This window comes from Lentzea chajnantorensis (assembly GCF_054300775.1).
The window spans coordinates 4,019,737-4,046,234 of sequence record NZ_JBSDZT010000002.1 but is presented as its reverse complement, the minus strand read 5'-3'; the positions used below and the strand labels follow the sequence as shown (position 1 = coordinate 4,046,234).

The window sequence follows — 26,498 nt, the reverse complement described above, 5'->3', positions numbered from 1 at the left end:
TGGGCAAGCTCGTCAACACCCTGCTGGACTTCTCCCGCCTCGAAGCGGGCCGCATGCAGGCGCACTTCCAGCCGGTCGACCTCGCCGCGGTGACCGCGGAGCTTCGCCAGCGTCTTCCGCTCGGCGGTGGAGAAGGCCGGGCTGCGCTTCGAGATCGACTGCGCGCCACTGCCGGAGCCGGTGCACGTCGACCTCGGCCTGTGGGAGAAGGTCGTGCTGAACCTGCTGAGCAACGCGCTCAAGTTCACCGTCGAGGGATCGGTCGGCGTGTCCGTGCGGGCCGGGTCGAACCGGGCGGTCGTGACGGTCAGCGACACCGGTGTGGGGGTGCCGGAGCACGAGATCCCGCGCCTGTTCGAGCGCTTCCACCGCATCGAGAACACGTGGTCGCGGTCCAAGGAGGGCAGCGGCATCGGGCTCGCGCTGGTGCAGGAGCTCGTCGGCCTGCACGGCGGCACGATCCTCGCCGAGAGCACCGAGGGCGCCGGCACCACCTTCACCGTCGAGCTGCCGTTCGGCACGCACCACCTGCCCGCCGACGCGCTCGCGCAGGACTCCGCCGCGCCCGCCACGTCCGACATCGCCGCCCCCTACGTGCAGGAGGCGCTGCGCTGGCTGCCGGAGCCCGGCCTGACGGTGGAGGAGCTGCTGCCCAGCACGGCCGCCGGTGCCGCGCCGGAGCTGCCCGCGACGGTGCTGGTCGCCGACGACAACGCGGACATGCGCGAGTACCTGACCCGGCTGCTGCACCGCGCGGGCTACGAGGTGCGCGCGGTCGACGACGGCCTGGCGGCGCTGGAGTCCGCCCGCGCCCGGCCGCCGGACCTGGTGGTCAGCGACGTGATGATGCCGCGGATGGACGGGTTGTCGCTGGTGGCGGCCCTGCGCGCGGACCAGCGCACGCTGGCGGTGCCGGTGCTGCTGCTGTCCGCGCGGGCCGGTCAGGAGGCCTCCGGCGAGGGCCTGCGCGCCGGGGCGGACGACTACCTGGTCAAGCCGTTCGCCGCTGCGGACCTGCTGGCGCGGGTGCGGGCGAACGTGGACCTCGCCCGGTTGCGCGGCCGGCACGCCCGCTGGCGGGACGCGTTGATCGACTCGTTGCAGGAGGCGTTCTTCGTCTGCGACGGCGCCGGCACGGTCGTGGAGATCAACGCCGCGTTCACCGACATCCTCGGCTACGGGCCGGAGGGGCTGCCCTACCCGGTGCCGCACCCGTGGTGGCCCACGGACCCGGAGGCGCGCAAGCAGTTCGCCGCCGCGTTCGAGCAGCGGTCCGGCCGCGACCAGCGCAGCCACACCGTGCCGGTGACCCACCGCGACGGCCGGCGGTTGTGGCTCAGTGCCCTGATGAACCCGGCTCGCGACCCGGACAGCGGCGACACGATGACGGTCGGCACCTTCCGCGACGTCACCGCAGAGCACCACGCCCGCAGGCGGGAGGCCGCGCTCGCGGAGATGAGCATGCGGCTGTCGCAGGCCACGGACACCGGCGACGCGCTGACGAGTGCGATCGAGCAGCTGGAGGGTCTCTGGCGGACGGAGCACGTCCTGGCCGTCGTGTTCGCACGGCACCACGACCCGCTGGTCGTCAACGGGTCCGCCGGCTTCGTCTGGGAGGACATGCCGGAGCACGAGCGGGTGGTGCTGACGTCGTTCCGGGAGCACCAGGCGCTGGTCCCGGTCGTGCTCGGCGACGGCAGCGTCGTGGTCACCGTCGAGCACCCGGACGGACCGATGGTGCTGTGGCTGCGCATCGACGCGTTGCAGCAGTTCACCGAGCAGGACGAGCTGCTGTTGTCGGTGCTGGCCGGTCACCTCACGCAAGGCCTGTCCCGCGCGCACCAGATCGACCAGCAGCGGGAGACCGCGATCGCGTTGCAGCGGGCCATCCTCGGTCCGTCGCTCCTGCCGGGCGGGTTCGCCGTGCGCTACGAGCCGGCCGCGCGGCCGCTGGAGGTCGGCGGCGACTGGTACGACACGTTCGAGCTGCCGGACCGGCGCATCGGCATCGTCGTCGGCGACTGCGTGGGCCGCGGGCTCACCGCGGCGGCCGTGATGGGCCAGCTGCGCAGCGCCTGCCGCGCCCTGCTGCTGCAGGAGATCGGTCCCGCCCGCGCGCTGGAGGCGCTCGACCAGTTCGCCGCCGGGGTGCCGGGGGCGTTGTGCACCACGGTGTTCTGCGGTGTCCTCGACCCCACGACCGGTCACCTCGTCTACTCCAGCGCCGGGCACCCGCCCGCGATCCTGGCGCTGCACGACGGCACCACCCGGCTGCTGGAGGACGGCCGGTCCATCCCGCTCGCGGTCAAGCCGGGCGTGCGGCGCGCGGAGGCCGAGTGCACCCTGCCGCCCCGCTCGACCCTGCTGACCTACACCGACGGCCTGGTGGAACGCCGGCGCCGCTCGCTGACCGAGGGCATCGAGAAGGCGGCGGAAGCGGTGCAGCAGGGCCGGTCCAGCGGCCTGGAGGACCTCGCGGGCGAGATCATGCAGACCCTGGCCCCGGCCGGCGGCTACGACGACGACGTCGCGTTGCTGCTCTACCGCCACCCGGCGCCGCTGGAGCTGAACTTCGCTGCCGAGCCGAACCAGATGCACGGCGCGCGCAACACGCTGCGCACCTGGCTGGGCCAGTGCGGACTGTCCACGACGCTGGCGCAGGGCGTGCTGCTGGCCGTGGGCGAGGCCTGGACCAACGCCATCGAGCACGCCTACCGCGACGAGACCCGCGAGAACGTGCGGGTGCGCGTCGAGTCCGCCGGCGACACCGGGCTGCTCGTGACCGTGGTCGACACCGGCACCTGGAAGACCCCGAACACCGACCCGGCTGCGCGCCGCGGCATGGGCACGACGATCATGCGGACGATGATGGACGAGGTCGCCATCCTCCCCGAACCGACCGGTACAACCGTGACGATGCAGGTGATGATTCCTGATGACGACGCCGCTGAAGCTGACCAAGACCACCGCCGCGGACGGCCGATCGGTGGTCAAGGCAGCGGGTGAGATCGACCTGAGCAACACCAGGGCGTTCGCCGCCGCGCTCTCCGGCACCACCGGCCCGCTCGTGGTGGACCTGACCGAGGTCCACTACATCGACAGCGCCGGCATGAGCGTCCTGTTCGCGCACGCCGAACGGGCGGAGCTGATCGCGACGCCGCTGCTCACGCCGATCCTGGAGATGTCGGGCCTGACGTCGATGACGACCGTCCGCGGCGTGGAGGGGTAGCCGGTGCGCAGCACCTCGGTGACCAGGACGGTGCCCGCGGCGGCGGAGCGGATCTTCGACCTGCTGGCGGACCCGGCGAAGCACCCGCTGATCGACGGGTCGGGTACGGTGCGCGCTCCCCGGCCGGGCGCGCCGGCCCGGTTGTCGCTCGGCGCGACCTTCGGCATGGACATGCGCATCGGCGTGGCGTACCGGATCGAGAACACCGTGGTGGAGTTCGAGGAGGACCGGCTCATCGCCTGGCGCCACTTCAACGGCCACCGGTGGCGGTGGCGGCTCGTCCCGCTCGGCGACGGCACGACCGAGGTGACCGAGACGTTCGACTGGTCGACCGCGCGCACGGCGTGGCTGCTCGGGCTGTCCGGGATTCCCCGGCGGAACGAGGTGGCGATGAAGCGGTCGCTCGACCGGTTGGCGGGGCTGTTCGGCGCGGCGGCGGCCTGAGCGGTCAGCGCCTGCGGTTGCGCTGCTTGCCCTGCTTGTGCTTCCTGCGGGCGCTGACGAACCGCGCGTACCCCTCTTCCAGCCCCACCACGGGTCCGGGGTAGTCGAGTCCACTGCGGACGGACGCGTCGAGCTCCCACGGCCGGTGCACGAGCGGACCGGGCACGGACCGCAGCTCGGGCACGTACCGGTGGACGTAGGCGCCGTCCGGGTCGTGCTGCTCGCCGTGCCACACCGGGTCGAGCACCCGGCCGGGGCGGGTGTCGGTGCCGGTTCCCGCCACCCACTGCCAGTTGAGCTGGTTGCTCGCGAGGTCGCCGTCGACGAGGTGGTGCAGGAAGAACGCGGCGCCCGGCCGCCAGTCGAGGTACAGGGTCTTGCAGAGGAAGCTCGCGGCCAGCAGGCGGGCGCGGTTGGGCAGCCAGCCCTCGGTGGTGAGCTGGCGCATGGCGGCGTCGACGACCGGGTAGCCGGTGCGGCCCCGTTGCCAGGCGAGCAGGTCGGCCGGGGCGTGGCGCCACCGGTCACCGCGGTCGCGGTAGTCCCGCCACGCGGCGTCCGGTCGTGCGGCGAGGACCCGGAGGTAGAAGTCGCGCCACGCCAGCTGGCGCACTAACTGGCCGGCGTGCGCGCCGACGGCGTGACGGGTCTCGGCCGCGGAGAGCGAGCCGAAGTGCAGGTGCGCGGACAGGTGCGACGAGCCCTGGCGGGCCAGGTCATCGCGGTCCTCGGGGTAGCGGTGCACTCCGGTTCGCGCCCAGAAGTCCAGCAGGGCCCGGCCGTGGCGTTCGCCGCCGGGTGGCAGGCCGGGTGCCGGGATGCCGCGGGAGAAGGTCTCGGCCGAGGGGGAGCTCGCCGGGGTCGACGCTGGGCAGCCGCAGGCCGCCGGGTGCGGGCAGCGGGGTGCGTGGCGGGACCTCGTTCCAGCGCTGGAAGAACGGTGTGAAGACCGGCTCGAACGGACCGGTCGGTGCCACGGCGGGAACGACGTCGTCGTGCACCACGAGCCGGTCCCCCACCGCCTCGCGCAGGGCGCGCTCGCGGCGGTGGGCGTACGCGCTCGCGTCGGCGGACACGTGGACGCGGGTGATGTCGTGCTCCCGCACCAGGTTCGCGACGACGGCCGCGGGGTCGCCGTACCGGATGACCAGTGCGCCGCCGCGGTCGGCGAGGCCGCGGGCGAGGTCGCGCAGGCAGCCGGTGAGGAACGCGGCCCGGTTCGGCCCGGCGAAGTCCGTGCGGGAGACCACGAAGAGCGGGAGCACCTCGCCGGCGGTGGCCGCGGCGGTGAGCATCGCGTTGTCGTGCACGCGGAGGTCGCGCGTGAAGAGCGCTAGCGAGACGGGCAACGAACCCCCTGCGGCTGGGCGGTGAGCACCTCGTGCGTGCTCAGTGTCGCCCGGTACCCGAACAACAGCAGGGCGTGCAGCAGGAACAGCCACAGCGCAAGCGCCGCCACGACGCCGGGACCGGCCAAGCCGCCGTAGGGAATCGCCCAGTCCACCGGGATGGCGAGGAACAGCACGAAACCGTGCAGGAAGCCGGTGAGGACCGCGCCGACGGCGACACCGGCCGCGAAGCTCGTCCTGGCGGGCAGGTCGACGGGTCCGGCGAGGGCGAACACCAGGCCGACGGTCGCGCAGACCGGCACGAGGTCGGCGTGGAACGACAGCACGACCCCGAGCACCGCGGACCAGCCGCCCTTCGCGTACAGCGGGGCGACGACCGGGGTCACCGCGAGCGGCAGCGCGATCAGCAGCGGTGCCAGTGCGAGCACCGGCAGGAACGCGATGCGGCCCGCCCACCCGGTCCACTTGGTCACCTTCTCACCGGCCGCCTGGCCCAGGCCGCGGCGCAACCCCTCGCCGTAGAGCGACGCGGGCAGCAACGACGCCGCCAGCAGCGGCCACGGCGCGGTCACCGCCGCCTCGGCCAGCCGCACGAGCCCCTCGGTCGGGTTCCGCGCGGCCGCCGGGAGCGCGTCACCGAGCAGGCGGGCGCTGTCGAGCACGAACCCGGGCCCGAACAGCAGTGCCGCGCCGCGCAGGGCCAGCAGCAGCAGCGGGACCAGGCCCAGGCCGGCGAAGAACGTCAGACCGGCCGCCCACAGCAGGAGGTCCCGGCCGTGCAGCGCCGAGCGGGTGGCTGCCACCACAGCGCGGAGTACCTGCATGATCGGGAGGTACCCGAACCTGCGTGATGTCACCCCTCCGCCTACGGTTGTGGTTGTGACCGGTGCTGAGCGAAATCCCGTCGCCGAGTGGTCGCGGGTGCACGGCGAGGACGTGTCCGGCAGCCGGCTGGTCGTCGGCTGGCTGCGGTTCGTGCACGCGCTGGCCCGCCCGTTCGACCGGGTCCACCCCGACGTGTTGTCCGCGGCCGGTGTCGTCGTCGCCCTGGGTGCCGTCGGTGCCGCCGCGGCGGGCGGGTGGTGGGCCCTGCTGGCGTTGCTGCTCGTGGTGGGCACCGGGGTGCTCGACGGGCTGGACGGCGCGGTCGCCCTGCGCACCGGCCGGGTGCGGCCGCTGGGTGCGGTGGTCGACGCGGTCGCCGACCGGCTGGCCGACGTGTGCCTGGTGCTGGTGTTGCTGGTGCTCGGGGCGCAGGCGTGGTGGTGTGCCGGGATCGCGATGTCGTTGCTCCTGCACGAGTACGCGCGGGCCAAGGCGCAGGCCGTGGGGATGACGTCCGCGGGGGCGATCACCGTCGCGGAGCGGCCGACGCGGGTGGTCGTGGTCGCGGTCGCCTGCGCGGGAACGGCCCTGTCGCCCGGTGGCACGCCCGTCACCGGGTGGGGCTGGGCGGCGGTGTCGGTGGTGCTGTGGGCGGTGTGCGCGGTCGTGGGGTTCGGTCAGCTCGCGGCCGGTGTCCGGCGGGAGCTCGCCGGCCGGCCGTGGACCGGGTCAAGCCGGGCCCACCAGCCGAGCGACGATCTGCGCTGACATCGCCACGAGCGGCAGCCCGCCGCCGGGGTGGGCGGAGCCGCCGACGAGGAACAACCCCGGTACCGGCGACCGGTTGGCCGGGCGCAGCAACGCCGCCCGCGGCCCGTTGGACGACGAGCCGTAGATCGACCCGCCGACCGAGCCGGTGTCGCGGGCCCAGTCGGCCGGGGTGCGGATCTCCCGCAGCCGCACCCGGTCGCGCACGTCGAGGCCGCGGTCGGCCATCACCCGCAGGACGCGGTCGGCGTAGGCGGTGGCCAGCCCCGGCTCCGTCCAGTCGACCGGGCCCTGCCGGGGCGCGTTGACCAGCACGAACCACGCCTCGTCGCCCTCGGGTGCCACGGCGGGGTCGTCCGGTGCGCACACGTAGACCGTCGGGTCGGTCACCGGGTGCGGGTGCCTGCCGAAGATCGCGTCGAACTCGGCGTCGTAGTCGGCGGGGAACAGCACGCGGTGGTGGGCCGGGTCCGGTGTCCGGCCCCGCAGCCCGAGCAGCAGCACGAACCCCGACAGCGACGGCTGGGTCTTGGCGAGCATCCGGCGCGGGCGGCGGGCGCGCCGTTCGGTGAGCAGCTCGCCGTAGAGGTGTTCGGCGTCCACATCGGACACGACGACGTCGGCGCGGTGCCGTTCGCCGCCGGGCAGCAGCACCCCGGTGACGCCGCTCGCGTCGGTGTCGACGCCGACGACCGGTGTGTCGAACCGGAAGCGCACGCCCAGCTCGGCGCAGCGTTCGAACAACGCGTCGCCGAGCCGGCGCAGCCCGCCGCGGACGTACCAGCCGCCGAACCGCTGCTCGATGAACGGGACGACCGTCATCAGCGCCGGGGTGCGGCGCGGGTCGGACCCGCTGTAGGTGGCGTAGCGGTCGAGCAGCATCCGCAGCCGCGGGTCGGTGAACCGCCGCTCCCCCACCCCGCGCAGCGTGCGCCACGGCGCGATCGCCATCAGGTCGCGGACGCTCGCCGAGCGGCGCACGAGGTCGCGCACACCGCCGAGCGGGTTCTGCAGCACCGGTTCGCCGACGAGGTCCCACAACCGTTCCGCGTCGGTCATCACCGCGCGCCACTGCCGGGCGGCCTGCGGTCCGAACGCGTCGGCGATGGCGTCGTCCACCTGCTTCTCGGCGTGCGGCAGGTCGAGCTCGGAGCCGTCGGGGAAGCGGTAGCGGCAGGTCGGTTCCACCGGCACGACGTCGACGAGGTCGTGCAGCGGGGCGCCGGTGGCGGCGAAGAGGTCGCGGTAGACGTGCGGCAGGGTCAGCAACGAAGGCCCGGTGTCGAAGGTGAAACCGCCGCGCCGCACCGTGCCGAGCTTGCCGCCGTGCCCGGCCGCCTGCTCGAACGTCGTGACCTCGTGCCCGGCCTTCGCGAGCCGTGCGGCCGCGGCCAGTCCGCCCATGCCCGCGCCGATGACCACCACCCGTGCCACGTCAGCTGCTCCCCTTCAACGAACGGCCCTTCCAGTGCAGGCTGCCCGCCCGCCGGGCCCGCCACGACCGGGCGACCAGGGTCAGGAACACCCCCACCGACACCGGGTGCGCGAGCGCGTCCGGCCAGACCCGGCCACCGGTGTGCCGGGCGGCCACCACGCGGCTGAGCACCCCCGCCGCGTACCCGACCGCACCCGCGCGCGACCCGGTGAGCGCCGCCAGCGATGGCAGGACGTACAGCCAGGCGAACAACGCCGACACGGCGACCGCCGCCGCCGGGGTGCCGGTGGCCGACCACAGCGACTTCTCGTAGCCCTGCCGCACGTCCGCCCAGTCCTCGTACATCCGGCAGGCCGCCACCGTGCTGCCGTCGACGACCACACCGCAGCCGCCGCTGCGTTTGACCGCCCGCATCAGCGCGATGTCGTCGAGCACGGCGGTGGCGACACCGGCGAAGCCACCGCAGCGGTGGTAGGCCTCGGCGTCCAAGACGAGGAACTGGCCGTTGGCCGCGGACAGCGCGGGCCGCGGCGAGGTCTCGGCCAGCCGCAGCGGCAGGAACACGAGCCACGACCACTGCAGCAGCGGCTGCACGAGCCGGGTCGCGGCACCGTCGGCGAGCTGCCGCGGGAACGGCGAGACGATGTCGAGCCGGTTGGCGCGCAACAGCTCCACGGCCGCGGCCACCGCGTGCGGGGCGAGCACGACGTCCGCGTCGACGAACACCAGCACCCGCCCGCGGGCCAGCTCGGCCAGCTGCGCGCAGGCGTGCGGCTTGCCCGGCAGCCCGGCGGGTGGCCCGTCACCGGTGACGACCTTCAGCCGCGGGTCGCCGGCCGCCACCCGGCGCACCTCGTCGGCGGTGCCGTCGGCCGAACCGTCGTCGAGCACGACGACCTCCAGGTCGGGCACGCCCTCCTGCTCCAGCACCGAGCGGATGGTCGGCGCGATCCGATGGGCCTCGTCGCGTGCGGGCACCAGCACGGACACCGGTTCCACGCACTCGCGCGGGTCGGCGGGTGGCACGCGCATCAGCCGCGCGTTGACCACGGTGTGCACGGCGGCGGCAACGGCCCCGACAGCGGCACCGCGCACCGCGCCGGTGACCAGTCGCCTCATCGGTGCGCTCGCCACAGCGCCACCGCGAACGGCATCGCCACCGCACCCATCAGCAGACCGGCGACCACGGACACCATGGGGCGGCCGAAGAACGCCGTGTGCGCCCACACCGACGACCCGTACGTCCACAGGTACAGCACCGGCGCCGGTCCGGACCGCAGGTCCAGCTCGTGCGACCGGCGCGCTTCGGCCGCCGCGTGCGGCACCGACGCCCGGTCCAGCTCACCCGACCGGCGCGCCTCGGCGGCCGCGTGCGGCACCGACGCCCGGTCCAGCTCACCCGACCGGCGCGCCTCGGCGGCCGCGTGCGGCACCGACGCCCGGTCCAGCTCACCCGACCGGCGCGCCTCGGCGGCCGCGTGCGGCACCGACGCCCGGTCCAGCTCACCCGACCGCGCCCCGACGCCCCGGTGGGGCACCGGTTCGCGCGTCCGGATCAGCTCCACGACCCGCCGCCCCAGCGGCACCCGGTGCAGCTCGCGCGCCTCCCCGACGGTGCGCTGCAACGCAGTCATCATCAGCACGGCGACCAGCAGCCAGCCCGCGTAGTTCGTCAGCGGCACGTCGGCCACACCGGGCAGCGCAGGGGTGGGGTGCGCCCACTCCCAGTGGCCGGCGTCGACCATCTGCGGATCCAGGAACACGTCCCACGCCGCCAGCGCCCACGCACCGAGCGCGACCACCGGCCACACCGGCCGGTCCGCGCGCAGCCACCGCGCCAGCGCCCGGCCGGCGAGCAGCGCGGGCCAGCACATCATCACCCAGGCCAGCGGCACGACCACCGGCACTCCGGCGACCTCCAGGCCCAGCGTGCCGGTGTAGCGGTAGTCGCCGAACGGGAACCCGGTGTGCACGCCGATCGTCTCCGCCAGCAGACCCCCACCACCGGCGACGGCCACCAGCAGCCCCGCCGCACGCGGGCCGAACCGCGCGTACGCGTCGCACACCGACGCGACGGCGAACGCGAGCACCGAGCCGACCGTCGTGAACAGGCGGTCGGCCGGGTCGGTCATGGAGTAGACGATCTGCGCCAGCACCACCAGCGCGCCGAACAGCCACGCGACCGCTGCCGCCGCCCGTGCGCCGGTGGGCCCTCTGCCGGTCGGTTGCCCGGCCGCGGTCACGCGGACCTCCGCCGGCGGGCCGCGGCGCGCAGCAACGGCACGCGGCCCTCGGACGGCACGGTCCACAGGTCCGTGCCGGTGACGCCCCAGCGGCCGAGTAGCTGGTTGGCGGCGACGAACCCGGTGGTGGCCGCACGTTCCATCAACGCCACCGGCAGGTCGACCCGGACGAGGTCACCGGCCAGCACGACGAAGTCGTCCGGTGTGCTCACCCGCGGCCGGTGCTCGTAGCCACCGGCGGGGAACAGCGGGCAGTCCTCGCGCCATTCGTGCCGTTCGTCGACGACGGTGGCCCGTTTGGTCTCGGGGTAGATCTCGGTGAGCTGCTGCCAGAGTCGTTGGCGGGCCTCGGCCTCGTCCACGTCGGCCGGAATGGCGTACCCGTGCAGCTCCACGACGGAGCCGCCGGTGCGCGCCGCCCACGCCCGTGCCTCGTGCTCGTAGTTGTCGAGCACGCTGACGTTGTCGAGCAGGTCGTACCCGCTCGTGCCGACGAAACCGGGCCGGTCCACGGGTTCGTCGAGCCAGTACCGCGACACCAGGAACGGCGGCGCGGTCCGCAGCGCCGCGATCCGCTCCCGCCACGGGGCGTCGCCCAGGTCCGGCGACGCGGCCACGACCTTGCGCAGACCGGGCACCTCGGCGGCGAGGACCACCGCGTCGGCGTCGATCGTGCCGCCGGCGGTGGTGACGGTGAACCGCCGCTTCCCGCCGCGGGCCACCGACCGCACCTCGGTGCCGGTGCGGACGTCGGCACCGAGCTCGACGAGCCGGCGTCCCAGCGGGTCCCACAGGCCGTGCGGGAACGGGTCAGCGGCGACGTCGAAGAGCAGGCCCTCGCTGGAACCGAGGAAGTAGATGTGGAACATGACCGCGAGCTCGGCGGCCGACATGTCCCGCGGGTGCGCGAAGAAGCTGCGGGAGAACACCTCGAACGCCAGCGCGTGCGCGGCTTTCGGGAACCGGACGCGTTCCAGGTACTCGACGGCGTCGATGCGGTCCAGGTCGTCGTAGACCTCCGGCACCGACACGTCCAGCAGCTTGAGCGCCGCCTCCGGGTTGATGCCGGGCAGGTCGCGCCACCGGAACGTGGGACTGCTGCGCAGGAACGCGAGCACGTTCCACGGCGCGGTCGTCGGCAGCCCGGCGAACGAGTCGCGGTCGCCACCGGCGTGCCACAGCGGGTAGTCCGGCATCGGCGTGAGCGCCCTGCCGCCGGGGTCGACCCGCCCGAGCAACGCGCGCAGGTTGTAGTACTGCCGGAAGAACGCGTGGAAGCCGCGGGTCATCGTGACCTCGCTGCCGTCCTTCAGCCGCGTGCTCCAGCCGCCGACCCGCCCGCCGAGGTAGTCCTCGCGTTCGCACAGCACCACCCGCGCGCCGCGCTCGGCGAGCACGGTGGCCGCCGAGAGCCCCGCGATCCCGCCACCCACGACGACGACGGCGGGAACGTCGTCGGTGAACCCCGGCCGTCCCGCGGGCGCGGCGATCCGCACCGCCTTGCGATCCCTCACCGCTGCTCCTGTCCAGCCCCAAGCCCTTTGGTCGACCGTATGGGTGACCGGGCCGGTGTGCACGACGAGCGGGTCAGCGACGTCGAAAGCGCTGGTCAGGAAGTGGGCTCGCGGAACAGGTCGGTGTAGAACCCCTGCTTGGCCGCGACGGCGGTCTTCGTGGTGGCCGGCTGCACGTCCGGGTGGCTGAAGAGCCCGTCCGCGACGACGTCCGCCGTCGACTGCGCCGAGGCACGCTGCGAAACCATCTGGTTGTTCATGGGAATGCGACTCTCCGAGTGCTGTGCCCGCCGGCGGCAGGCGGTGGTGCTCCAGCTTTCCCGCGCGGGACCCACCGGAAACCGGGAACGGCGACGAATTCGTCCATAATGGAATGCAGGGGTCCGCGGCCGGCCCGTGACGACGCTCACCCGGTGTTCACCTGATCAGGGCGTGACGCCCGCCGCGGAGCACGTGTCCTCAAGACATCCGGAACTCGACTGAGGAGGACGCGATGTCGCTGGCGGACAAGTTCGGCAACAAGGCGGAGGACCTGGGCGGCAAGGCCAAGGAGGCCGCCGGTGAGACCGTGGGCGACGAGCGGCTCGCCGACGAGGGCCGCGCCGACCAGGCCAAGGCGGCGCTCAAGGACGGTGTCGAGAAGGTGAAGGACGCGGTCGGCGGCATCGTCGACAGCGTCACGAAGAACCTCAAGAGGTAACCGCGGCGAGCCGGGACGCCCGCGCCGGGCGTCCCGGTCGCTCGTGGGAGGCCCCGGAGGTTCGCGAACACCGGTCACCGGGAACCCGGTGCGACATGGACACGCGAACGGCGACGGCCCCGTGAACGCCCAGCAGCTCGACATCAGCTTTCTGACCTGGGCGGTGACGGTCGGTCTGGTCGTGCTGCTGCTCGCGGTCGACCTGCTCGTCGCGGCCAAGCGCCCGCACCACGTCGGGTTCGGCGAGGCGACGGCGTGGTCGGTGTTCTACGTGGCGGTGGCCCTCGGGTTCGGCGTCTGGTTCACGCTGCACTACGGCGGCGGGCCGGGTTCGGAGTACTTCGTCGGCTACCTGGTCGAGAAGAGCCTGTCGGTCGACAACCTGTTCGTGTTCGTCATCATCATGTCGACGTTCGCGGTGCCCGACCAGCACCGGCACAAGGCGCTCACGTTCGGCATCGTGCTCGCGCTCATCATGCGGACGATCTTCATCGCGCTCGGCGCCACGCTGCTGTCGTTGTTCTCGTTCGTGTTCCTGCTGTTCGGGCTGCTGCTGATCTACACGGCCGTGCAGCTGTTCCGCCACCGCGACGAAGACCCCGACATCGAGGACAACGTCGTGGTCAAGACCTCGCGCCGGGTGCTGCCGGTGACCGACGACTACGTGGACGGCAAGCTGTTCACCCGCGACAACGGCAAGCGCATGGTCACGCCGCTGTTCGTGGCGCTGGTGGCGATCGGGACCATCGACCTGCTGTTCGCGCTCGACTCGATCCCCGCGGTCTTCGGCATCACCGCCCAGCCCTACGTCGTCTTCGCCGCGAACGCCTTCTCGCTGCTCGGGTTGCGCGCGTTGTTCTTCCTCGTGCAGGGGTTGCTGGACCGGTTGGTGTACCTGTCGGTCGGGCTGTCGCTGATCCTCGCCTTCATCGGCGTGAAGCTGATCCTGCAGTGGCTGCACGAGGACGTCGACGAGAGCGTCCCGGAGATCCCCACGCTGCTCAGCCTCGGGGTCATCGCCGTGGTGCTGCTGGTGGTCACGGTGGCGAGCCTGGTCAAGACCAGGCGCGACCCGTCCGCGAAGGCCCGCCCCGCCTCGCTGCGGACCCGGCGCGCGTCCGCCGGACGGACCCGGCGAGAGGAAGACGACCGGGCGCGTCGCTGACCGTTGCGGCGGGCCGGTTCTTGGACACTCCACAGTGGACTTGCCTCCCGCGTCGAGATCACCACGCGTGACCCCTTCCTCCCGGTCGGGCGGAAGTGCGCACCTCTCCCGGGTGACAGTCGCACGTCGAGTTGTGGGCCCTGCCGTTCCGGGCCTAGGTTCGGAGTCCTGACGACCTGACGTGCGAGTTGAGCCTGCAGCTCGGTGACCGGCCTCGTGCGAGGGAGAACCCGAGATGCCGCACCCCGTTCCAGGGCTGACCGACCGCTGGTCGCTCCACTCGACGTCGCACGACGGGATCACCGTGGTCGCCGTGGCCGGCGAAGTGGATACAACCGCGGCCCCGGCACTGGCGGCCGAGCTGACCGCACAGGCCGAGCAGCAACCCCGTGCCCTGCTGGTGGACCTGGGACAGGTCGTCTCGCTCAGCCCGTGCGGGGTCAGCGCCCTGCTCGACGCGCACGACCAGACGGCGAACCGGGGCGTTCCGCTGCACCTGGTCGCCGCCGGGCCGGAGGTGCTGCACGCGCTGGAGGTCAGCGGCCTCGCCGACCTCGTGCCGCGGCACCGGACGCTGCTCGACGCGTTCCGCTCGGCCGGCCCGGCGGTGGTGCGGCGCATGCGCGTCTCCCTGGTGTCGGAGCAGGCAAGCCCGCTGGTGGCCGACCACGGGCAGGGGGCGCACGTCGGACAGCTGTCGGCCGCGTTGAGCGGGCTGGGTCACGAGGTGGTGGTCTACACCCGGCGGAACGGCCCCTCACCCCTGGACCGCGTGCGGACCGCCGAGGGCTACGACGTCGTCCACGTGCCGGCCGGGCCACAGCACCCGCTCACCGAGGACGAGACCGTGCCGCACCTCGGCGAGTTCGCGGAGTTCCTGGCGCGGGAGTGGCGGGCGCGTCCGCCGGACGTGGTGCACACCCACCACTGGACCTCCGCGCTGGTGGGCGTGATCGGCGCCCACCTGGTCGGGGTCCCGGTCGTGCACACGTACACCGCGGTGGGGGCGGAGCGGACCGGCCGGCGGGCCGATGCCGAGGTGCTGGTCGCGCGCAGGGCGTCGGCGATCGTGGCGATGAGCGCGCAGGAGGCGCAGGAGCTGTGGCGGCTGGGGTTGCGCCGCACGCAGGTCTCCGTGCTGCCGTGCGGGGTCGACCCGGTGCTGTTCCGCCCCGAGGGCCCGGTTGCGGTGCGCAACGCCCTGCGGCGGGTCCTCGTGACCGGCGGGCCGGCGCACCGCGGCGGGGTCGCCGACACCCTCACCGCCGTGTCCACGATGGACGACACCGAGCTGGTGGTCGCCGGGAACTGCGGTGACGACGCGGACCTGCGCGAGCTGGCGGGCCGGCTCGGCGTGCGGGACCGGGTGGTGTTCGCGGGCGCGGTGCCGCGGGCCGAGCTGCCGCGACTGCTGCGCTCGGCCGACGCCGTGGTGTGCGTGCCGTCGGCGGAACCGTTCGGTGTCGCGGCGTTGCAGGCGATGGCGTGCGGCGTCCCGGTGGTGGCCACCGCGGTCGGCGCGTTGCTCGACGTCGTGGTGCACAACGTCACCGGCCTGCACGTGCCCGCCGGCAAGCCCGCCACACTGGCCAGGGCGTTGCGGCGGCTGCTGGCCGACGACACCTGGCGGGAGGAGTTCGGCGTCGCCGGACGTGACCGGGTGCTGGCGCGCTACTGCGGTGACCGGATCGCGAGGGAGGCCGTGGCGGTCTACGAACGGGTCGCGGCGTGCCGGGGTGTCACGACGAAGTCCGACTGAACCGGGTGCTCAGCTCGGCCACACGAACGCCTCGTGCTTGGCCGCGTGGTGGTGCTGCACCGCGGGCGGGTGCTGTCGCTCGTCTCTCGCCGTCGCCGGAGGAGGCAGGACGGGCCGTTCCGCGACCGCCGCCCCGGCGTGAGGCGCGCCGGTGACGTACTTGGCGTACAGCTCATCGAAGATCGGCGTACCAGTCATGCGGACATTGTGGCGGCAAGAATCGCGGAAAAGGACCGAAAACCTGCAAACCGCGAGATCGGGTGACGCCACGTCGTGGCAAGCGGAACAATGTCGTTGCCCGGCTGCGGAGGTCACCGGCAAATCGACGGGTTCCGAACGCGAAGCAGCGCCCGGCTGGTTTGCCCAGCCGGGCGCTGCTTGGTGGGGACCACCGGTCCGCTGAACCGCGAACCGGCACCCGCCGACCTCAGTCGCGATGTTCGCCCAGGTCACCCGCGTCGTGTTCGAGAAAACGGAACCGGACGTCCGGACATCGCCGAAACGGTCGGGGTCACGCAGCGGTCAGACGATCAGTCGTCGTCGCCGTCGTGGGCGTGGGCCTCGACCACGTCGATGTCGGTGTCCGGGTTCGCGCAGACGCCGCTGTCGTTGTTCGAGAGGATCGGCACCGCGATGACGTTGACGTCGACGTGGCAGACGTTGATGTCGCTGAGGACCTCGGAGTCCTCCAGGTTCAGCAGGCCGACCTGGTGGGTGTGGTCGTACTCGGCGGCCATCGCCATCATGTGGCCGAAGTCCTCGGACTCACCCGCGAACGCCGGCGTGCCGACCAGCAGGAAAGCAGCACCGACAACAGCAGCGGCAACAGTCTTCTTCAGCATGGAGAATCGCTCCTCTTCGAGCACTCGTGGTTGGGTCTGACTACGTGCAGGTGCTGGAGAAGGGGAACGGAGTGCGGCACCCCGGCCTCGGCCCCGCTCCCACCCACGACAACGGCGCAACCTGGGTTGCGCCGTCGCGTCACTTGTCGTCGGGGTTGCCGCACAGACCGCTGTCGTTGTCCGACAGGACCGGCACCGCGATGACGTTGACGTCGATGAAGCAGGCGTTGAGGTCGCTGAGGACCTCGGAGTCGTTCAGGTCCGCAACACCCACCTGGTCGGTGATGTCCAGCTCGGGGGTGTCGGCCAGCGCCTGCGAACCGAAACCGAGGAAAGCGCCCGCGATAGCGACGGCCGCCCCTGCCTTCTTCAGCACGAAAATCTCCTTGAGTGATTGAATCGATCGGAATGCGCCGAGAAAATCGAACCGGCCGCAACTCCGCGAGAACCGTATCCAAGTGCTCTCGGAACGCAAAATCAGACATCACGCGATGGTGTGAACGAATACAATTCACCACTCGATCGAGTGATCTTGCGTTTCCCGCGTTTGGGGAATTTTCGGCACAGGAACCGGACTGGTGCCGGAAATGGCGGCGGGGATGGCCGGTGCGCCGGCCGCCGGTCGCCGGCCCGCGTCGTCACGGACACCGGTCGTGCATCGCGCGTCCGCGACCGGGATGCTTGTCGGGAGCGGAAGGCGAACTGGTGATGCGGATAGCGGTCTCGGCGCAGGACGGTGTCGCCGTCGTGCGGCTGGCCGGCGAGGTCGACATGACCAACGCCGACCAGGTGCACGGCGCACTGGCGAAGGAGCTGGAGGCGCGCCCGCGGGGACTGGTGCTGGAGCTCGCGGTGGAGTTCTTCGACTCGGCGGGCCTGTCCGTGCTCGTGGCGGTCAACCGGCTCGCGGCGGAGTCCGGGGTCGCGTTCGGCGTCGTGGCGAGCGAACGCGCCGCGCGGCAGCCCATCGAGATGACCGGGCTGCACGAGCTGCTGACGATGTTCGCCGATGTGCCGACCGCGGTCGGGGCGTTCACACCGGCGTCTTCTGCCACCGAGTGACCACCGGTCCGCTCGCGGACATCACCCGTTCGTAGGTCGTGGCCGTCTCCAGCGCCACCCGCTCCCACGCGTAGCGCACGCGGGCGCGGTCCTGGGCTGCGAAGGAGAGCTCCTGGCGCCGGACGTCGTCGCGCAGCAGTGACCGCAGCGCCCGTGCCAGCAGGCCGGGTTCCCGCGGTGGCACGAGCAGTCCGGTGGCGCCGTGCACGACGCTCTCGGCCAGGCCGCCCACCGCCGAGGCCACGACCGGCACACCGCAGGCCATCGCCTCCAGCGCGGCCACGCCGAACGGTTCGCGCCGCTGCGGGCACGCCACGACGTCCGCGGAGCGGTAGAGGGCGGGCAGCTCCGCGTGCGGGACGGGGCCGCGGAAGGTGACGCGGTCGGCGACGCCGAGCTTGACGGCCAGGGCGCGCAGCCGGCGCAGCTCGGAGCCGTCCGCGCCGCCGGCGACGACGAGCTCGGTCCACGCCACCGCGGGCAGCGCGCCGATGAGGTCGTCCACCCCCGCGTCGGGGCCGAGCTCGCTCACCGCGAGAACGCGGCACATCCCGGTGCGCGGTGCGGCCGGGCCGGTCGGCGTGAAGACGTCCGCGTCGACACCCCACGGCACCGTGGTGATCGCGGAACGGCGCAGGCCCAGCCGGACGAGCTCGTCCACCTCGTGCCCCGACGTGGCGATCACGGCCGCTGCCGTGCGCCCGACCAGCCGCTCCGGTCCGGCGGAGTCGCCGCCGACGGGTGCGTGGAAGCTCTGCACGACCGGGATTCCACTCGACCGGGTGGCGAGCACCGCCGCGAGCCCCGACGTCCAGTGGTGGGCGTGCACGACGTCGGGTGCCGCCGCACCGGACCAGCACCCCTGCAGCCGCCGCACGAACTCCCCGATGTGCGCGACGACGACGTCCTCCTCCAGTGGCTGCTCCGGGCCGGCCGGCACGTGCACGACGGCGAACCCGTCGGCGACGCGCACCCGCTGCGGCAGCCTGCGGTCGGTCCGGCGGGTGTACGCGGTCACCTCGTGGCCCTGCCGGCGCAGCGCCTCGGCGAGCTTCGCGACGTGCAGGCGCGGGCCGGCCGCGTCCGGGTCGGTCAGTGCGGTCAACGGGTTGGTCTGCAGCGAGACCATCGCGATCTTCACCTGGTCACCTCCGGGTTCGGCCACGGGTTGGGCCGGCACGTCCTGCCGTCGCGCGGCACCGTCCTGCCCTGCGGGGTGGCGGCGGTGACCTCGGCGAGCCGGTCGTTCGAGACGGAGAGGGTCTGCTGCATCATCACCGGCGCGAGCGCGCCGTCCTGCGGGCAGACCTCGTGGCCGTGACCGAGGTGGTGCCCCACCTCGTGGTTGACGAGGTACTTCCGGTAGCCCGCCAGGTCTCCCCCGAACGACTCGGCGCCGCGGAACCACCTCGGAGCGCTCACGTACACGACCCCGTCGATGTAGCAGGACGTGTCGTAGGGCAGCTCGAACCCGCAGGTGGCCCTGGCGGTCGCCGGTGCGGTGAGCCGGATGCGCACGTCGGGTTCCTCGACGTCGACCCGGCGGAAGGCGACGGTCCCCGACGCCGTCCACCCGCGCGGGTCGGCCAGCGCCGCGTCCACGGCGGCGGCGAACGGCTGGTGCTGCGAGGGCAGCACCGCGCCCTGCTCCACCTCGACCGAGTAGGTGTGCACCTGCCCGCGCCCGACCTGCGGGGTGGTGCCGGCGATGGTCCGCCACCAGCCCTCGCCCGTCTCGCGCACGTACTCGCCGGGCGGCAGGTCGGGTCCCGGCTTCGGGGTGTCCGGGCTGGTGAGCGCGAGGACCTCGGTGCCGGGCGCCGGGCTCGGTGTGCTCGACGGGCTCGGCGGCGTGCTGGTCGAGGAGGGTCCAGGGCGCACGGAGATGCGCGAGTCGATCACCGGGACCTGGGGCTGCGCGACACCGTTCTGCACGTCCGATGGCGGCCAGCTCCTCAGCAGGCCGAGCGTCACCCCCGCCAGCATCGCGGCGAAGACGTACATGACGATCCTGCCGGTGGTCATCGGTGTTCCCCCGTCATGAGCAGCTGAACAGCACCGGGCAGGGTGCGCGGTGCAAGGCCGCGAGCGCGGCCGGTTGCAGACCCTCCGCCGGCCCGCGTTCCCGCCCGGACACCACGAGCAGGTCGCTCGGGTAGAGCCGGGTCTCGTCGTCGACGGACCTGGTCTCGTGCACCAGCTCGACGATCACGTCCGGGCACGCGGAGTGGACGACGTCGGCGGCGTCGAGCGAGTCGACGACACCGGCGTACGGCCGCGTCAGCACCCGCAACCGGGTGGCCCGGCGCGCCCGGCAGTGCACGACCGCCCGCCGCAGCACACCTTCACCACCCACGGGGTCGATGACCGCGGTCACGACACCGTAGCGCCCGGCGAGCGCGGCGGGTTCCCCGCACACCACCACGACGTCGCGGCAGTCCCGTCCGGCGAGCGGCGGCGCGGCCTGGGCGGTCGCGCGGGAGATGACCACCAGGCCGCCTTCCCAGCGCGCGGGCGGCTGGTCGGGGTGTTCGACGTGGACGGTCAGGTCCGGGTGGCCCTCCAGGAGCTGTGCCACGCGGTGCGGGGCGTTCCCGGCCCGCACCACCAGGCCGACGCCCAGCGCCTCGGCGCACGTGGCCGCCCAGCGGACGCCCGTGCCGCCGCAGTCCTGGAGGTCGACGACGACGCAGGTGGCGGTGACGTCGGCCGGGTCGGCGGTGAGGTCGTCGGTGGTGAGGTCGTCGGTGGTGGGGCGGTCGGCGATGGCGGTCATCGGGTCACGCTCAGCGGGTCGGTGGTGGTGCGGGTGGTCTTGGCGGGCGCCTCGGGCGGCGCGGTGACGGCGGCGGGGCCGGACGCGGGGTCGGCGTCGAGTTCGGCGCCAGGCTCGGTGCCGGGTTCTGCGCCGGGTTCGGTGGCCGTGGAGTCGGCCGGTGCGGCGTCGGACTGAGCGACATCGGACTGAGCGGTGTCGGGCTGGGCGGGGTGGGTGAACAGCTTCTCGACCAGGGCCGGGTCGGCCAGCGTCGTCTCGGCCGGTGCGGCGTCGGACTGAGCGGTGTCGGGCTGGGCGATGTCGGTCGGTGCGGGGTGGGTGAACAGCTTCTCGACCAGGGCCGGGTCGGCCAGCGTCGACTCGGCCGGCGCGGGTGCGGGCTCGTCCAGCAGGGGCAGGCCCGGGGTGGTCTCGGTCAGCGCGGCCATGGCCGGAGCGGAGTCGAGCGGCGCGGACGGCGCAGCCGCGGCCAGCGCGGTCCCAGCCGGTGCGGGCTCGATCGACGCGGACTCGGTCGCCGCGGCCATGGTCAGCGTCGACTCGAGCGGCGCGGACTCGGGAGCCGCGGGCTCGGTCAACGCGGCCATCGTCAGCGTCGACTCGGCCTGTGCGGGCTCGGGAACCGCGACCTCAGCCCACGCGGGCTCGGCCAGCGCCGACCTGCGCAGCCTGCGCCGCACCACCGCGGGCTTCGCGTCCTCGGACTCGGTCCGCACAAGCGCAGCCGGTGCGAGCTCGGTCGAACCCGGCCTCACCCGCCCCGGCTCCGCCCGTCCGGTCTTCCCCGACCCGGGTTCGTCCACACCGGACTCACCCACCCCGGACTCACCTCGCCGGAGCTCGTCCACTCCGGACCCACCCCGGCCGGACCTGCTCCGCGCGAGCTCGTCCCGGCGGGAACCGTCCATCCCGGACTCACCCCGGTCGGCCCCACCCTGCCCGAGCTCGTCCCGGCGCGACTCGTCCGCCTCGGACTCCTCCGGCTCGGGCTCCTCCCACGCGGCACGTGCCTGCTCCCCCGGCTTCCGCTCCGGTTCCGCCTGCCGGGGCAGTGGCAGGCCCTGCACGGTCGCCAGCTCGGTGTACCACTGGTCCAGCAACCGTTGCCGTTCCCCGAGATCGGCGAGCAGGGAGCGGGACTGCTCCAGCGCCTCTCCCACGATCTGCCGGGCGCGCTGGCTCGCCTCCGCGAGGCGGCGCTGGGTCTCCTGCTCGGTCTCGTCGAGGAGCCGGGCGTGCCGGCCGGCGGCCTCCTCGGCGCGCTGCACGGCGTTCTCGGCGCGGGCGCGGGCGTCGGTCTCGATCTCCTCCGCCTTGCGGCGGGCGACGTGCAGCAGGTAGCGGATGCAGCCGGAGACGGCGTTCTCCTTGCTGTGCCCCGCGTGGATCATGCGGTACTCGGTGAGCTTCCGAGCGGGCTTCCTCGAGGTGCCGGGCGAGGTCCTCCGCGGTGGCGAGGGCGGCGTCGCGGTCGGCGCAGGCGACCTCCAGCTGTTCCTCGAGGCGGGCGAACGCCTCGTCGACCTGCGCGCGGTCGTAGCCGGGCCAGCGGGTGCGGAAGCCGTCGTGGCCCTCGTTCAGGAGTTCGTCGATAGCCATTGCCCCTGTCCTTTCCCTGAACGTGGGCTGTGGTCGTGTCGTGGTCGGCAGGTACCCGCGACCTGGCCATTCAGTCGTTCCGGACCAGGTATGCACTCGCTCTAGTGAATTCCTCACGGAGTGTCATCAATTCTGGTGGACGGTTCATCCGTCACGGGGGCGCAGGGCGGTGACCCTCGGGTATCCCGGTTCAAATCCGGTTGGAGGTGGATGCGGTGAGCGAACACGGAGCACTCGACAACGCCGACTGGCGGCCGTTCACGACCGCCCTGTGCACGGCGGCGGCCACGTGGGACGCCGACCTCGGGCGGCTCCTGGTCGGCGACGACACCGAGGTGCCGATCAGCCCTGCCGACGCCGAGGACGTCATGCGCGCCATCGCCGCGCTGTCGCAGCGGATGGGTGCCGCCACGGCCTCGATCGTGCGCGCCACCGCGCAGACCCGGCTCGACGTGGCCGACACCGGCGAGCTGGCCGGGCACGTCGAGTCGCTGGGCCTGATGGCGCTCTACGCGGAGGCGATGCACCGCGCGGCCGACCTCGCGCGCGCCGTGGTGGCGTGCGCGGAGACCGCCGACGCCTGAGGCGGCCCGGGAGCACGGGCGGGACGCCCGTCGAACGGGACCTCGGCACAGACCCGGCACCTGTCAGGAGCCGCCGGCGGGCGTGCTCACCTGGAGCCCGGCCCGCCACGGTTCCGAGGTGTTGTCCACGGTGAACTCGAACGCGACCTCCGCGGTCAGCGACAGCGACGTCGGGCTGGGGGCGCGGACGACCAGCACGTGGTCGCCCTCCGCGAGCTTGACCTCGTTCAGCACCAGCCGTTCGCCGACCCGTCGGGTCGCGACCACGGTGTCGTCGACGAGGACCTCCACCTCGTTCAGCACGCTGGGGTCGCTCGCGGAGACGCTGACGTTGCGCATCGCCGAGACGGGCACGACCGACCCGTCCTCGATCCCCTCGACCACGAGGCCGGTTCGCTCGATGTGCACCACCGAGATCACCACGAGTGTCGACGACACCGCGAAGACCACGGCGAGGAACACGAGCAAGATGAGGTTCGACCTGCTTGCCGAGAGGCTCATGGCTCATCCTGTGGCCAGTGCGGCTAGCCGGTCGGCGCCGCCGTTGAAGGCGTTCTGGTCGATCGGTGAGGACGTGAACTGCCAGATCGTGTGGAACGGCCACTGGAACGGCATCGGGCCCACCGAGGGCGCGTACCTGGCCACCCACAACGGGTTCGTGGAGCTGAAGTCACCGGTGCGGCCGGTGCACCTGTCCCACCACAGCGTCGAGGTGTAGATCACCGGCCAGCGCTTGGTGAGCGCCTGGTAGGTGTCGCTGAAGCTCTTGATCCAGCCCACCATCGCGGCGGGGCTCAGGCCGTAGCAGGTGTCGCCGCCGTAGGGGTTGTACTCGATGTCGAGCGTTCCCGGGAGCGTGCGGCCGTCACGCGACCAGCCGCCGCCGTTCGCGACGAAGTACCGCGCCTGCGTGGCGCCGTCGGAGCGGTCGGGCAACGCGAAGTGGTAGGCGCCCCTGGTCATGCCGACGTTGTAGGAACCGTTGTACTGCTGGGTGAAGTTGGGGTTCTTGTAGTTCGTCCCCTCGGTGGCCTTGATGTAGGCGAACCGCTTGCCGTTGTTCCACCAGTGTCCCCAGTCGACGGCACCCTGGTGGCTGCTGACGTCGATCCCGTCCACCCGGCCCACGCCGAGGTCCGGTGGTGTCATGAGCATCTCGCCGGTGCCCTCGTGCTTGGCGATCTGCGAGCCCGCGAAGTGGTCCTCGGCGCCTTCTGACGCCTGTGCGGGCGCGGTGCACAGCGCGCCCACGACCAGCGCGACCGCGGCGGCGCGAAGTACGAGGTGGCCAGCACTTGGTTGCGACGGCATTGGACTTCCTCCCCGTGTGTGAATCGTCTGATGGCCAGCTACCCGTGCCGGTAACGGAAAAACCGGACACCCACGGGTTGACACGAGCGGGTGGACGGACGGCCCGGAAAGCACTCTCGGTGACCGGTTTCGCGGACCGGGTTCATTCGAAGCGGGCGCCTGATCACGGGGACGGCGGGTAACCGTCGGAGGCCGAACCATCGAGGGGAGTCGACAGTGGACCGCAGGAGGATCGCTTCGTGCGTCGGAAAGCTCGCCGGGCTGTGCCTGGCGGCCGGCCTTCTGGTGGCGGGGCTCCTCTTCCCGGCCGCCGGGACGATCGGCACGGTGTCGAACCGGATCAGCGACCAGGTGAAGTCCACACTGGCCCAGATGCTGAACACCCAGCCGCCGTTGATGACGACGGTGGTGGACAAGGACGGCACGCCGATCGCGTACCTGTACGACCAGTACCGGGTGCGCACGCCACCGGACAAGATCTCGTCGCACATGAAGGACGCGTTGTTCGCGATCGAGGACCGCAGGTTCTACGAGCACAACGGCGTCGACTGGCTCGCGACGCTGCGGGCGGCCGCGCGCAACAACGCCAGCGGTGAGGTGGAGCAGGGCGCGTCGACGCTGACCCAGCAGTACGTGAAGAACTACCTCGTGCACGTGCTGGCCCGCACCGACAAGGGCGCGCAGCAGGACGCGCAGGAGCAGAGCCTGTCCCGCAAGCTGCGGGAGGCGCGGATCGCGGTGGGGCTGGAGGTGGCGCTGAGCAAGGACGAGATCCTCTCCCGCTACCTCGACCTGGTGCCGTTCGGTTCGACGATCTTCGGCATCGGTGCCGCCGCGCAGGCGTACTTCGACACGACGCCGGACAAGCTGACGGTCACGCAGTCGGCCACGCTCGCCGGCATGGTCAACAGCCCGACCGCGCTCGACCCGGAGGCGCGGCCGGACAAGGCCCTGCAGCGCAGGAACATCGTCATCGACGCGATGGTGGCGGAGAACAAGCTGCCCAAGGAGGAGGCCGAACGGCACAAGGCCGCGCCCCTCGGGCTGCAGGAACCCGTCCGTCCGCTGCAGACCGGGTGCGTCGGCGCCGGGCCGTCGCACGGCTTCTTCTGCTCGTTCCTCATCGAGTACCTGACCGAGGCCGGGTTCAACCTGGAGGAGCTCAAGATCGGCGGGTACCGCATCGAGACCACGCTGGACCCGAAGATCACCGAGCAGGCCAAGCAGGCGGTCGAGGCGCAGGCGCCCAAGAACACGCCGGGCGTGGCCAACACCATGGCGATCGTCAAGCCCGGCAAGGACTCCCACGAGGTCGTGGCGCTGGTGGCCAACCGCGACTACGGCCTCGACAAGGAGAAGTTCCAGACCCAGTTCGACCTGCCCAGCGGTGTGGAGAACAAGTTCGGCACGGGCTCGGTGTACAAGGTGTTCACCGCGGCCGCCGCGCTGGAGAAGGGCATCGGCATCGACACGGTCATCCCCTCCCCCAACTCCTACACCTCGCGGGTGTTCAAGGGCGGCGCGGCGTCCTGCCCGTCGACCGGGGAGCCGAACACCTACTGGTACTGCCTGTCGAACCACAACGACCGCTACCCGCCGCAGATGCCGTTGCGCCAGGCACTCGCGACCTCGCCGAACACGGCGTTCGTGATCCTGGAGGAGAAGACGGGCCTGGACGCGGTGGTGGACATGGCCTCCCGGCTGGGGATGCGCAAGACGATGGCCACGAACATCGCCGGTGTGGCACCGGACCCCAAGGCCGTCAAGGAGCTGCGCGTCTCCCAGGCCGAGTACTACAAGGCCAACGCCAACGCGTCGTTCACCCTCGGCCCGGCCCCGTCGAGCACCCTGGAGCTCGCGAACGTCGCCGCGACGATCATGAGCGGCGGCAAGTGGTGCAAGCCCACGCCGGTGCGCAAGGTCTACGACCGCGACGGCAAGCCCGTGGAGCTGGTCAAACCGCCGTGCGAGCAGGCCGTGGCCGAACCGCTCGCCAACGCGCTGGCCGTCGGCCTGAGCGAGGACAACAAGGGCATGGGCACCACCGCGTACGCCGCGCGCCAGGCGGGCTGGACGCGCCCGATGATGGGCAAGACCGGCACGACCGAGGAGTACAAGTCCGCCGCGTACATCGGCGCGACCCCCGACTACGCGGGCGCCGTGCAGGTGTTCAACGACAGCACCTCGCCGCAGGGCATCTGCATCAGCTCGGGCCCGCCGCGGCTGTGCCCGGAGGGCAACATCTACGGCGGCACGGCTCCCGCGGCCACCTGGTACCAGACGATGATGACGGTGCACGCGGACCTGCCGGAGAAGCCGCTGCCGGAGGTGGAGGACCGCTACCGGCATGGCGACCAGCAGCAGAAGATCCCGGACGTGGTGGGCGCGGACCTGGAGAAGGCGACGGCGATGCTGCGCGAGGCCGGGTACCAGGTGTCGACGGTGTCGGTCAGCTCGACGAAGCCGTCCGGCTCGGTGATCTCCCAGTCGCCGCAGGGGATCGCGATCCGCGGCACGGCGGTGACGCTGTCGGTCAGCAACGGCGCTCCCCGGCCGGCCCCGGCGGCGCCGACGACCCCGGAGACGACCGCGCCGCGGCCGGAGCCGGTGGCACCGGTGTCCTCGCCGGCGGAGGAGCCACCGTCCTCCGCGCCCACCGGCTGACGCGGTTCTCGCCGGTGGTCTCAGCTCGGGTGCGGGCCGTGCTCGCCGTCGAGGCCGAGGGTGTGGTCGTCCGGGCCGCCGCCGAGCGCGGCGGCCCGTCCACGTCCAGACCGTCCGAGCGGCACTGACCGGACGCGCACGGACCGCGGTCGCGCCGGAGCTGGCGGACACCGGCGCCGGGTCCGGCGGGCACCGCATCGCGGAACGGCCTTCGGGCAACGCCGAC

The 26,498-nt window shown here is 72.7% G+C and carries 27 protein-coding genes; 10 read left to right on the top strand and 17 right to left on the bottom strand.

What is annotated here, in order from left to right; genetic code table 11:
• Positions 1-126 precede the first annotated feature (126 nt).
• Genes ACVDFE_RS20475 through ACVDFE_RS20465 form a run of 3 tightly spaced genes read left to right on the top strand, consistent with a single transcriptional unit; the run spans position 127 to position 3,673 of the window.
• Entirely contained in the window at positions 127-3,006 is a 2,880-nt protein-coding gene (locus ACVDFE_RS20475; RefSeq protein WP_458431457.1) for a SpoIIE family protein phosphatase, read from the top strand.
• Positions 2,936-3,229, top strand: coding sequence for an STAS domain-containing protein (locus tag ACVDFE_RS20470; RefSeq protein WP_458431456.1), 294 nt, complete (start codon positions 2,936-2,938; stop codon positions 3,227-3,229). The genes ACVDFE_RS20475 and ACVDFE_RS20470 overlap by 71 nt, the downstream gene beginning before the upstream one ends.
• 3 nt (positions 3,230-3,232) lie before the next feature.
• A complete protein-coding gene (locus ACVDFE_RS20465; RefSeq protein ID WP_360392992.1) occupies positions 3,233-3,673 on the top strand; it encodes an SRPBCC family protein in 441 nt (146 codons plus the stop codon).
• 4 nt (positions 3,674-3,677) lie between these two features.
• Here the strand turns inward: ACVDFE_RS20465 and ACVDFE_RS20460 are convergent, their stop codons facing one another.
• The 3 genes from ACVDFE_RS20460 to ACVDFE_RS20450 are packed head-to-tail and all read right to left on the bottom strand — an operon-like array spanning position 3,678 to position 5,846.
• A complete protein-coding gene (locus ACVDFE_RS20460) occupies positions 3,678-4,418 on the bottom strand; it encodes an FAD-binding domain-containing protein (RefSeq protein ID WP_458431455.1) in 741 nt (246 codons plus the stop codon).
• Entirely contained in the window at positions 4,390-5,022 is a 633-nt protein-coding gene (locus tag ACVDFE_RS20455; RefSeq protein ID WP_458431453.1) for a deoxyribodipyrimidine photo-lyase, read from the bottom strand. The genes ACVDFE_RS20460 and ACVDFE_RS20455 overlap by 29 nt, the downstream gene beginning before the upstream one ends.
• A complete protein-coding gene (locus ACVDFE_RS20450; RefSeq protein ID WP_458431452.1) occupies positions 5,007-5,846 on the bottom strand; it encodes a YhjD/YihY/BrkB family envelope integrity protein in 840 nt (279 codons plus the stop codon). The genes ACVDFE_RS20455 and ACVDFE_RS20450 overlap by 16 nt, the downstream gene beginning before the upstream one ends.
• 55 nt (positions 5,847-5,901) lie before the next feature.
• Here ACVDFE_RS20450 and ACVDFE_RS20445 point away from each other — a divergent pair, with 55 nt between their 5' ends.
• Entirely contained in the window at positions 5,902-6,615 is a 714-nt protein-coding gene (locus ACVDFE_RS20445) for a CDP-alcohol phosphatidyltransferase family protein (protein WP_458431451.1), read from the top strand.
• On the opposite strand, the gene ACVDFE_RS20440 is transcribed toward ACVDFE_RS20445, so the two are convergent.
• From ACVDFE_RS20440 to ACVDFE_RS20420, 5 genes are all read right to left on the bottom strand, one after another.
• Positions 6,577-8,049 (bottom strand): phytoene desaturase family protein, encoded by a 1,473-nt coding sequence (locus ACVDFE_RS20440; protein ID WP_458431450.1) that lies wholly within the window; start codon positions 8,047-8,049, stop codon positions 6,577-6,579. The two genes, ACVDFE_RS20445 and ACVDFE_RS20440, sit on opposite strands and share 39 nt — an antisense overlap.
• Before the next feature lies 1 nt (position 8,050).
• Positions 8,051-9,169: a glycosyltransferase gene (locus ACVDFE_RS20435; RefSeq protein ID WP_458431449.1), complete on the bottom strand. Its 1,119-nt coding sequence runs from the start codon at positions 9,167-9,169 to the stop codon at positions 8,051-8,053.
• Positions 9,166-10,293, bottom strand: coding sequence for a carotenoid biosynthesis protein (locus tag ACVDFE_RS20430; protein WP_458431448.1), 1,128 nt, complete (start codon positions 10,291-10,293; stop codon positions 9,166-9,168). Before ACVDFE_RS20430 ends, ACVDFE_RS20435 begins: the two co-directional genes overlap by 4 nt.
• Positions 10,290-11,807: an FAD-dependent oxidoreductase gene (locus ACVDFE_RS20425; RefSeq protein WP_458431447.1), complete on the bottom strand. Its 1,518-nt coding sequence runs from the start codon at positions 11,805-11,807 to the stop codon at positions 10,290-10,292. Before ACVDFE_RS20425 ends, ACVDFE_RS20430 begins: the two co-directional genes overlap by 4 nt.
• A 95-nt stretch (positions 11,808-11,902) precedes the next feature.
• Positions 11,903-12,055 carry a hypothetical protein gene (locus tag ACVDFE_RS20420; protein WP_360392972.1) on the bottom strand — a complete coding sequence of 51 codons (153 nt, stop codon included), beginning with the start codon at positions 12,053-12,055 and terminating at the stop codon, positions 11,903-11,905.
• Positions 12,056-12,300: 245 nt separating this feature from the next.
• On the opposite strand from ACVDFE_RS20420, the gene ACVDFE_RS20415 reads away from it, so the two are divergent.
• From ACVDFE_RS20415 to ACVDFE_RS20405, 3 genes are all read left to right on the top strand, one after another.
• The gene (locus tag ACVDFE_RS20415) at positions 12,301-12,507 is read left to right on the top strand and encodes a CsbD family protein (protein WP_458431446.1); all 207 of its coding nucleotides are present in this window, start codon (positions 12,301-12,303) and stop codon (positions 12,505-12,507) included.
• Positions 12,508-12,595: 88 nt separating this feature from the next.
• Entirely contained in the window at positions 12,596-13,672 is a 1,077-nt protein-coding gene (locus ACVDFE_RS20410; RefSeq protein WP_458431445.1) for a TerC/Alx family metal homeostasis membrane protein, read from the top strand.
• 235 nt (positions 13,673-13,907) lie between these two features.
• The gene (locus tag ACVDFE_RS20405) at positions 13,908-15,431 is read left to right on the top strand and encodes an anti-sigma factor antagonist (RefSeq protein ID WP_458431444.1); all 1,524 of its coding nucleotides are present in this window, start codon (positions 13,908-13,910) and stop codon (positions 15,429-15,431) included.
• A gap of 9 nt (positions 15,432-15,440) precedes the next feature.
• On the opposite strand, the gene ACVDFE_RS20400 is transcribed toward ACVDFE_RS20405, so the two are convergent.
• From ACVDFE_RS20400 to ACVDFE_RS20390, 3 genes are all read right to left on the bottom strand, one after another.
• The gene (locus ACVDFE_RS20400) at positions 15,441-15,629 is read right to left on the bottom strand and encodes a hypothetical protein (RefSeq protein WP_458431443.1); all 189 of its coding nucleotides are present in this window, start codon (positions 15,627-15,629) and stop codon (positions 15,441-15,443) included.
• A 332-nt stretch (positions 15,630-15,961) separates the two neighbouring features.
• The gene (locus ACVDFE_RS20395; protein ID WP_360392960.1) at positions 15,962-16,273 is read right to left on the bottom strand and encodes a hypothetical protein; all 312 of its coding nucleotides are present in this window, start codon (positions 16,271-16,273) and stop codon (positions 15,962-15,964) included.
• A 139-nt stretch (positions 16,274-16,412) separates the two neighbouring features.
• Positions 16,413-16,649, bottom strand: coding sequence for a hypothetical protein (locus ACVDFE_RS20390; RefSeq protein ID WP_360392957.1), 237 nt, complete (start codon positions 16,647-16,649; stop codon positions 16,413-16,415).
• Between the two features lie 332 nt (positions 16,650-16,981).
• Here ACVDFE_RS20390 and ACVDFE_RS20385 point away from each other — a divergent pair, with 332 nt between their 5' ends.
• A complete protein-coding gene (locus tag ACVDFE_RS20385) occupies positions 16,982-17,335 on the top strand; it encodes an STAS domain-containing protein (protein ID WP_458434366.1) in 354 nt (117 codons plus the stop codon).
• Here ACVDFE_RS20385 and ACVDFE_RS20380 read toward each other — a convergent pair.
• Genes ACVDFE_RS20380 through ACVDFE_RS20365 form a run of 4 tightly spaced genes read right to left on the bottom strand, consistent with a single transcriptional unit; the run spans position 17,307 to position 21,505 of the window.
• Entirely contained in the window at positions 17,307-18,476 is a 1,170-nt protein-coding gene (locus ACVDFE_RS20380; RefSeq protein WP_458431442.1) for a glycosyltransferase, read from the bottom strand. The genes ACVDFE_RS20385 and ACVDFE_RS20380 overlap by 29 nt on opposite strands.
• Positions 18,473-19,360 carry a DUF3152 domain-containing protein gene (locus ACVDFE_RS20375; protein WP_458431441.1) on the bottom strand — a complete coding sequence of 296 codons (888 nt, stop codon included), beginning with the start codon at positions 19,358-19,360 and terminating at the stop codon, positions 18,473-18,475. Before ACVDFE_RS20375 ends, ACVDFE_RS20380 begins: the two co-directional genes overlap by 4 nt.
• Before the next feature lie 13 nt (positions 19,361-19,373).
• Positions 19,374-20,111 (bottom strand): hypothetical protein, encoded by a 738-nt coding sequence (locus ACVDFE_RS20370; protein ID WP_458431440.1) that lies wholly within the window; start codon positions 20,109-20,111, stop codon positions 19,374-19,376.
• On the bottom strand, positions 20,108-21,505 hold the full coding sequence (locus ACVDFE_RS20365) for a hypothetical protein (RefSeq protein ID WP_458431439.1): 1,398 nt from the start codon (positions 21,503-21,505) through the stop codon (positions 20,108-20,110). Before ACVDFE_RS20365 ends, ACVDFE_RS20370 begins: the two co-directional genes overlap by 4 nt.
• A gap of 423 nt (positions 21,506-21,928) precedes the next feature.
• Here ACVDFE_RS20365 and ACVDFE_RS20360 point away from each other — a divergent pair, with 423 nt between their 5' ends.
• Positions 21,929-22,297 carry a hypothetical protein gene (locus ACVDFE_RS20360; RefSeq protein WP_360392943.1) on the top strand — a complete coding sequence of 123 codons (369 nt, stop codon included), beginning with the start codon at positions 21,929-21,931 and terminating at the stop codon, positions 22,295-22,297.
• A gap of 63 nt (positions 22,298-22,360) precedes the next feature.
• Here ACVDFE_RS20360 and ACVDFE_RS20355 read toward each other — a convergent pair whose 3' ends face one another.
• Both ACVDFE_RS20355 and ACVDFE_RS20350 read right to left on the bottom strand, forming a co-directional pair.
• On the bottom strand, positions 22,361-22,798 hold the full coding sequence (locus ACVDFE_RS20355) for a hypothetical protein (RefSeq protein WP_360392940.1): 438 nt from the start codon (positions 22,796-22,798) through the stop codon (positions 22,361-22,363).
• A gap of 3 nt (positions 22,799-22,801) precedes the next feature.
• On the bottom strand, positions 22,802-23,608 hold the full coding sequence (locus ACVDFE_RS20350) for a lysozyme (RefSeq protein ID WP_458431438.1): 807 nt from the start codon (positions 23,606-23,608) through the stop codon (positions 22,802-22,804).
• Positions 23,609-23,824: 216 nt separating this feature from the next.
• Between ACVDFE_RS20350 and ACVDFE_RS20345 the strand changes: the two genes are divergently transcribed.
• Positions 23,825-26,272 (top strand): penicillin-binding protein, encoded by a 2,448-nt coding sequence (locus ACVDFE_RS20345; RefSeq protein ID WP_360392936.1) that lies wholly within the window; start codon positions 23,825-23,827, stop codon positions 26,270-26,272.
• Positions 26,273-26,498: the final 226 nt, after the last annotated feature.

What these genes read in the sequence shown, in the direction of transcription:
- ACVDFE_RS20355 (WP_360392940.1), bottom strand. Translation starts at nt 22,798, where the DNA reads ATGAGCCTCTCGGCAAGCAGGTCGAACCTCATCTTGCTCGTGTTCCTC.
- ACVDFE_RS20365 (WP_458431439.1), bottom strand. Translation starts at nt 21,505, where the DNA reads ATGATCCACGCGGGGCACAGCAAGGAGAACGCCGTCTCCGGCTGCATC.
- ACVDFE_RS20395 (WP_360392960.1), bottom strand. Translation starts at nt 16,273, where the DNA reads ATGCTGAAGAAGACTGTTGCCGCTGCTGTTGTCGGTGCTGCTTTCCTG.
- ACVDFE_RS20405 (WP_458431444.1), top strand. Translation starts at nt 13,908, where the DNA reads ATGCCGCACCCCGTTCCAGGGCTGACCGACCGCTGGTCGCTCCACTCG.
- ACVDFE_RS20435 (WP_458431449.1), bottom strand. Translation starts at nt 9,169, where the DNA reads ATGAGGCGACTGGTCACCGGCGCGGTGCGCGGTGCCGCTGTCGGGGCC.
- ACVDFE_RS20375 (WP_458431441.1), bottom strand. Translation starts at nt 19,360, where the DNA reads ATGACCACCGGCAGGATCGTCATGTACGTCTTCGCCGCGATGCTGGCG.
- ACVDFE_RS20400 (WP_458431443.1), bottom strand. Translation starts at nt 15,629, where the DNA reads ATGACTGGTACGCCGATCTTCGATGAGCTGTACGCCAAGTACGTCACC.
- ACVDFE_RS20415 (WP_458431446.1), top strand. Translation starts at nt 12,301, where the DNA reads ATGTCGCTGGCGGACAAGTTCGGCAACAAGGCGGAGGACCTGGGCGGC.
- ACVDFE_RS20385 (WP_458434366.1), top strand. Translation starts at nt 16,982, where the DNA reads ATGCGGATAGCGGTCTCGGCGCAGGACGGTGTCGCCGTCGTGCGGCTG.
- ACVDFE_RS20350 (WP_458431438.1), bottom strand. Translation starts at nt 23,608, where the DNA reads ATGCCGTCGCAACCAAGTGCTGGCCACCTCGTACTTCGCGCCGCCGCG.
- ACVDFE_RS20420 (WP_360392972.1), bottom strand. Translation starts at nt 12,055, where the DNA reads ATGGTTTCGCAGCGTGCCTCGGCGCAGTCGACGGCGGACGTCGTCGCG.
- ACVDFE_RS20370 (WP_458431440.1), bottom strand. Translation starts at nt 20,111, where the DNA reads ATGACCGCCATCGCCGACCGCCCCACCACCGACGACCTCACCACCGAC.
- ACVDFE_RS20470 (WP_458431456.1), top strand. Translation starts at nt 2,936, where the DNA reads ATGACGACGCCGCTGAAGCTGACCAAGACCACCGCCGCGGACGGCCGA.
- ACVDFE_RS20450 (WP_458431452.1), bottom strand. Translation starts at nt 5,846, where the DNA reads ATGCAGGTACTCCGCGCTGTGGTGGCAGCCACCCGCTCGGCGCTGCAC.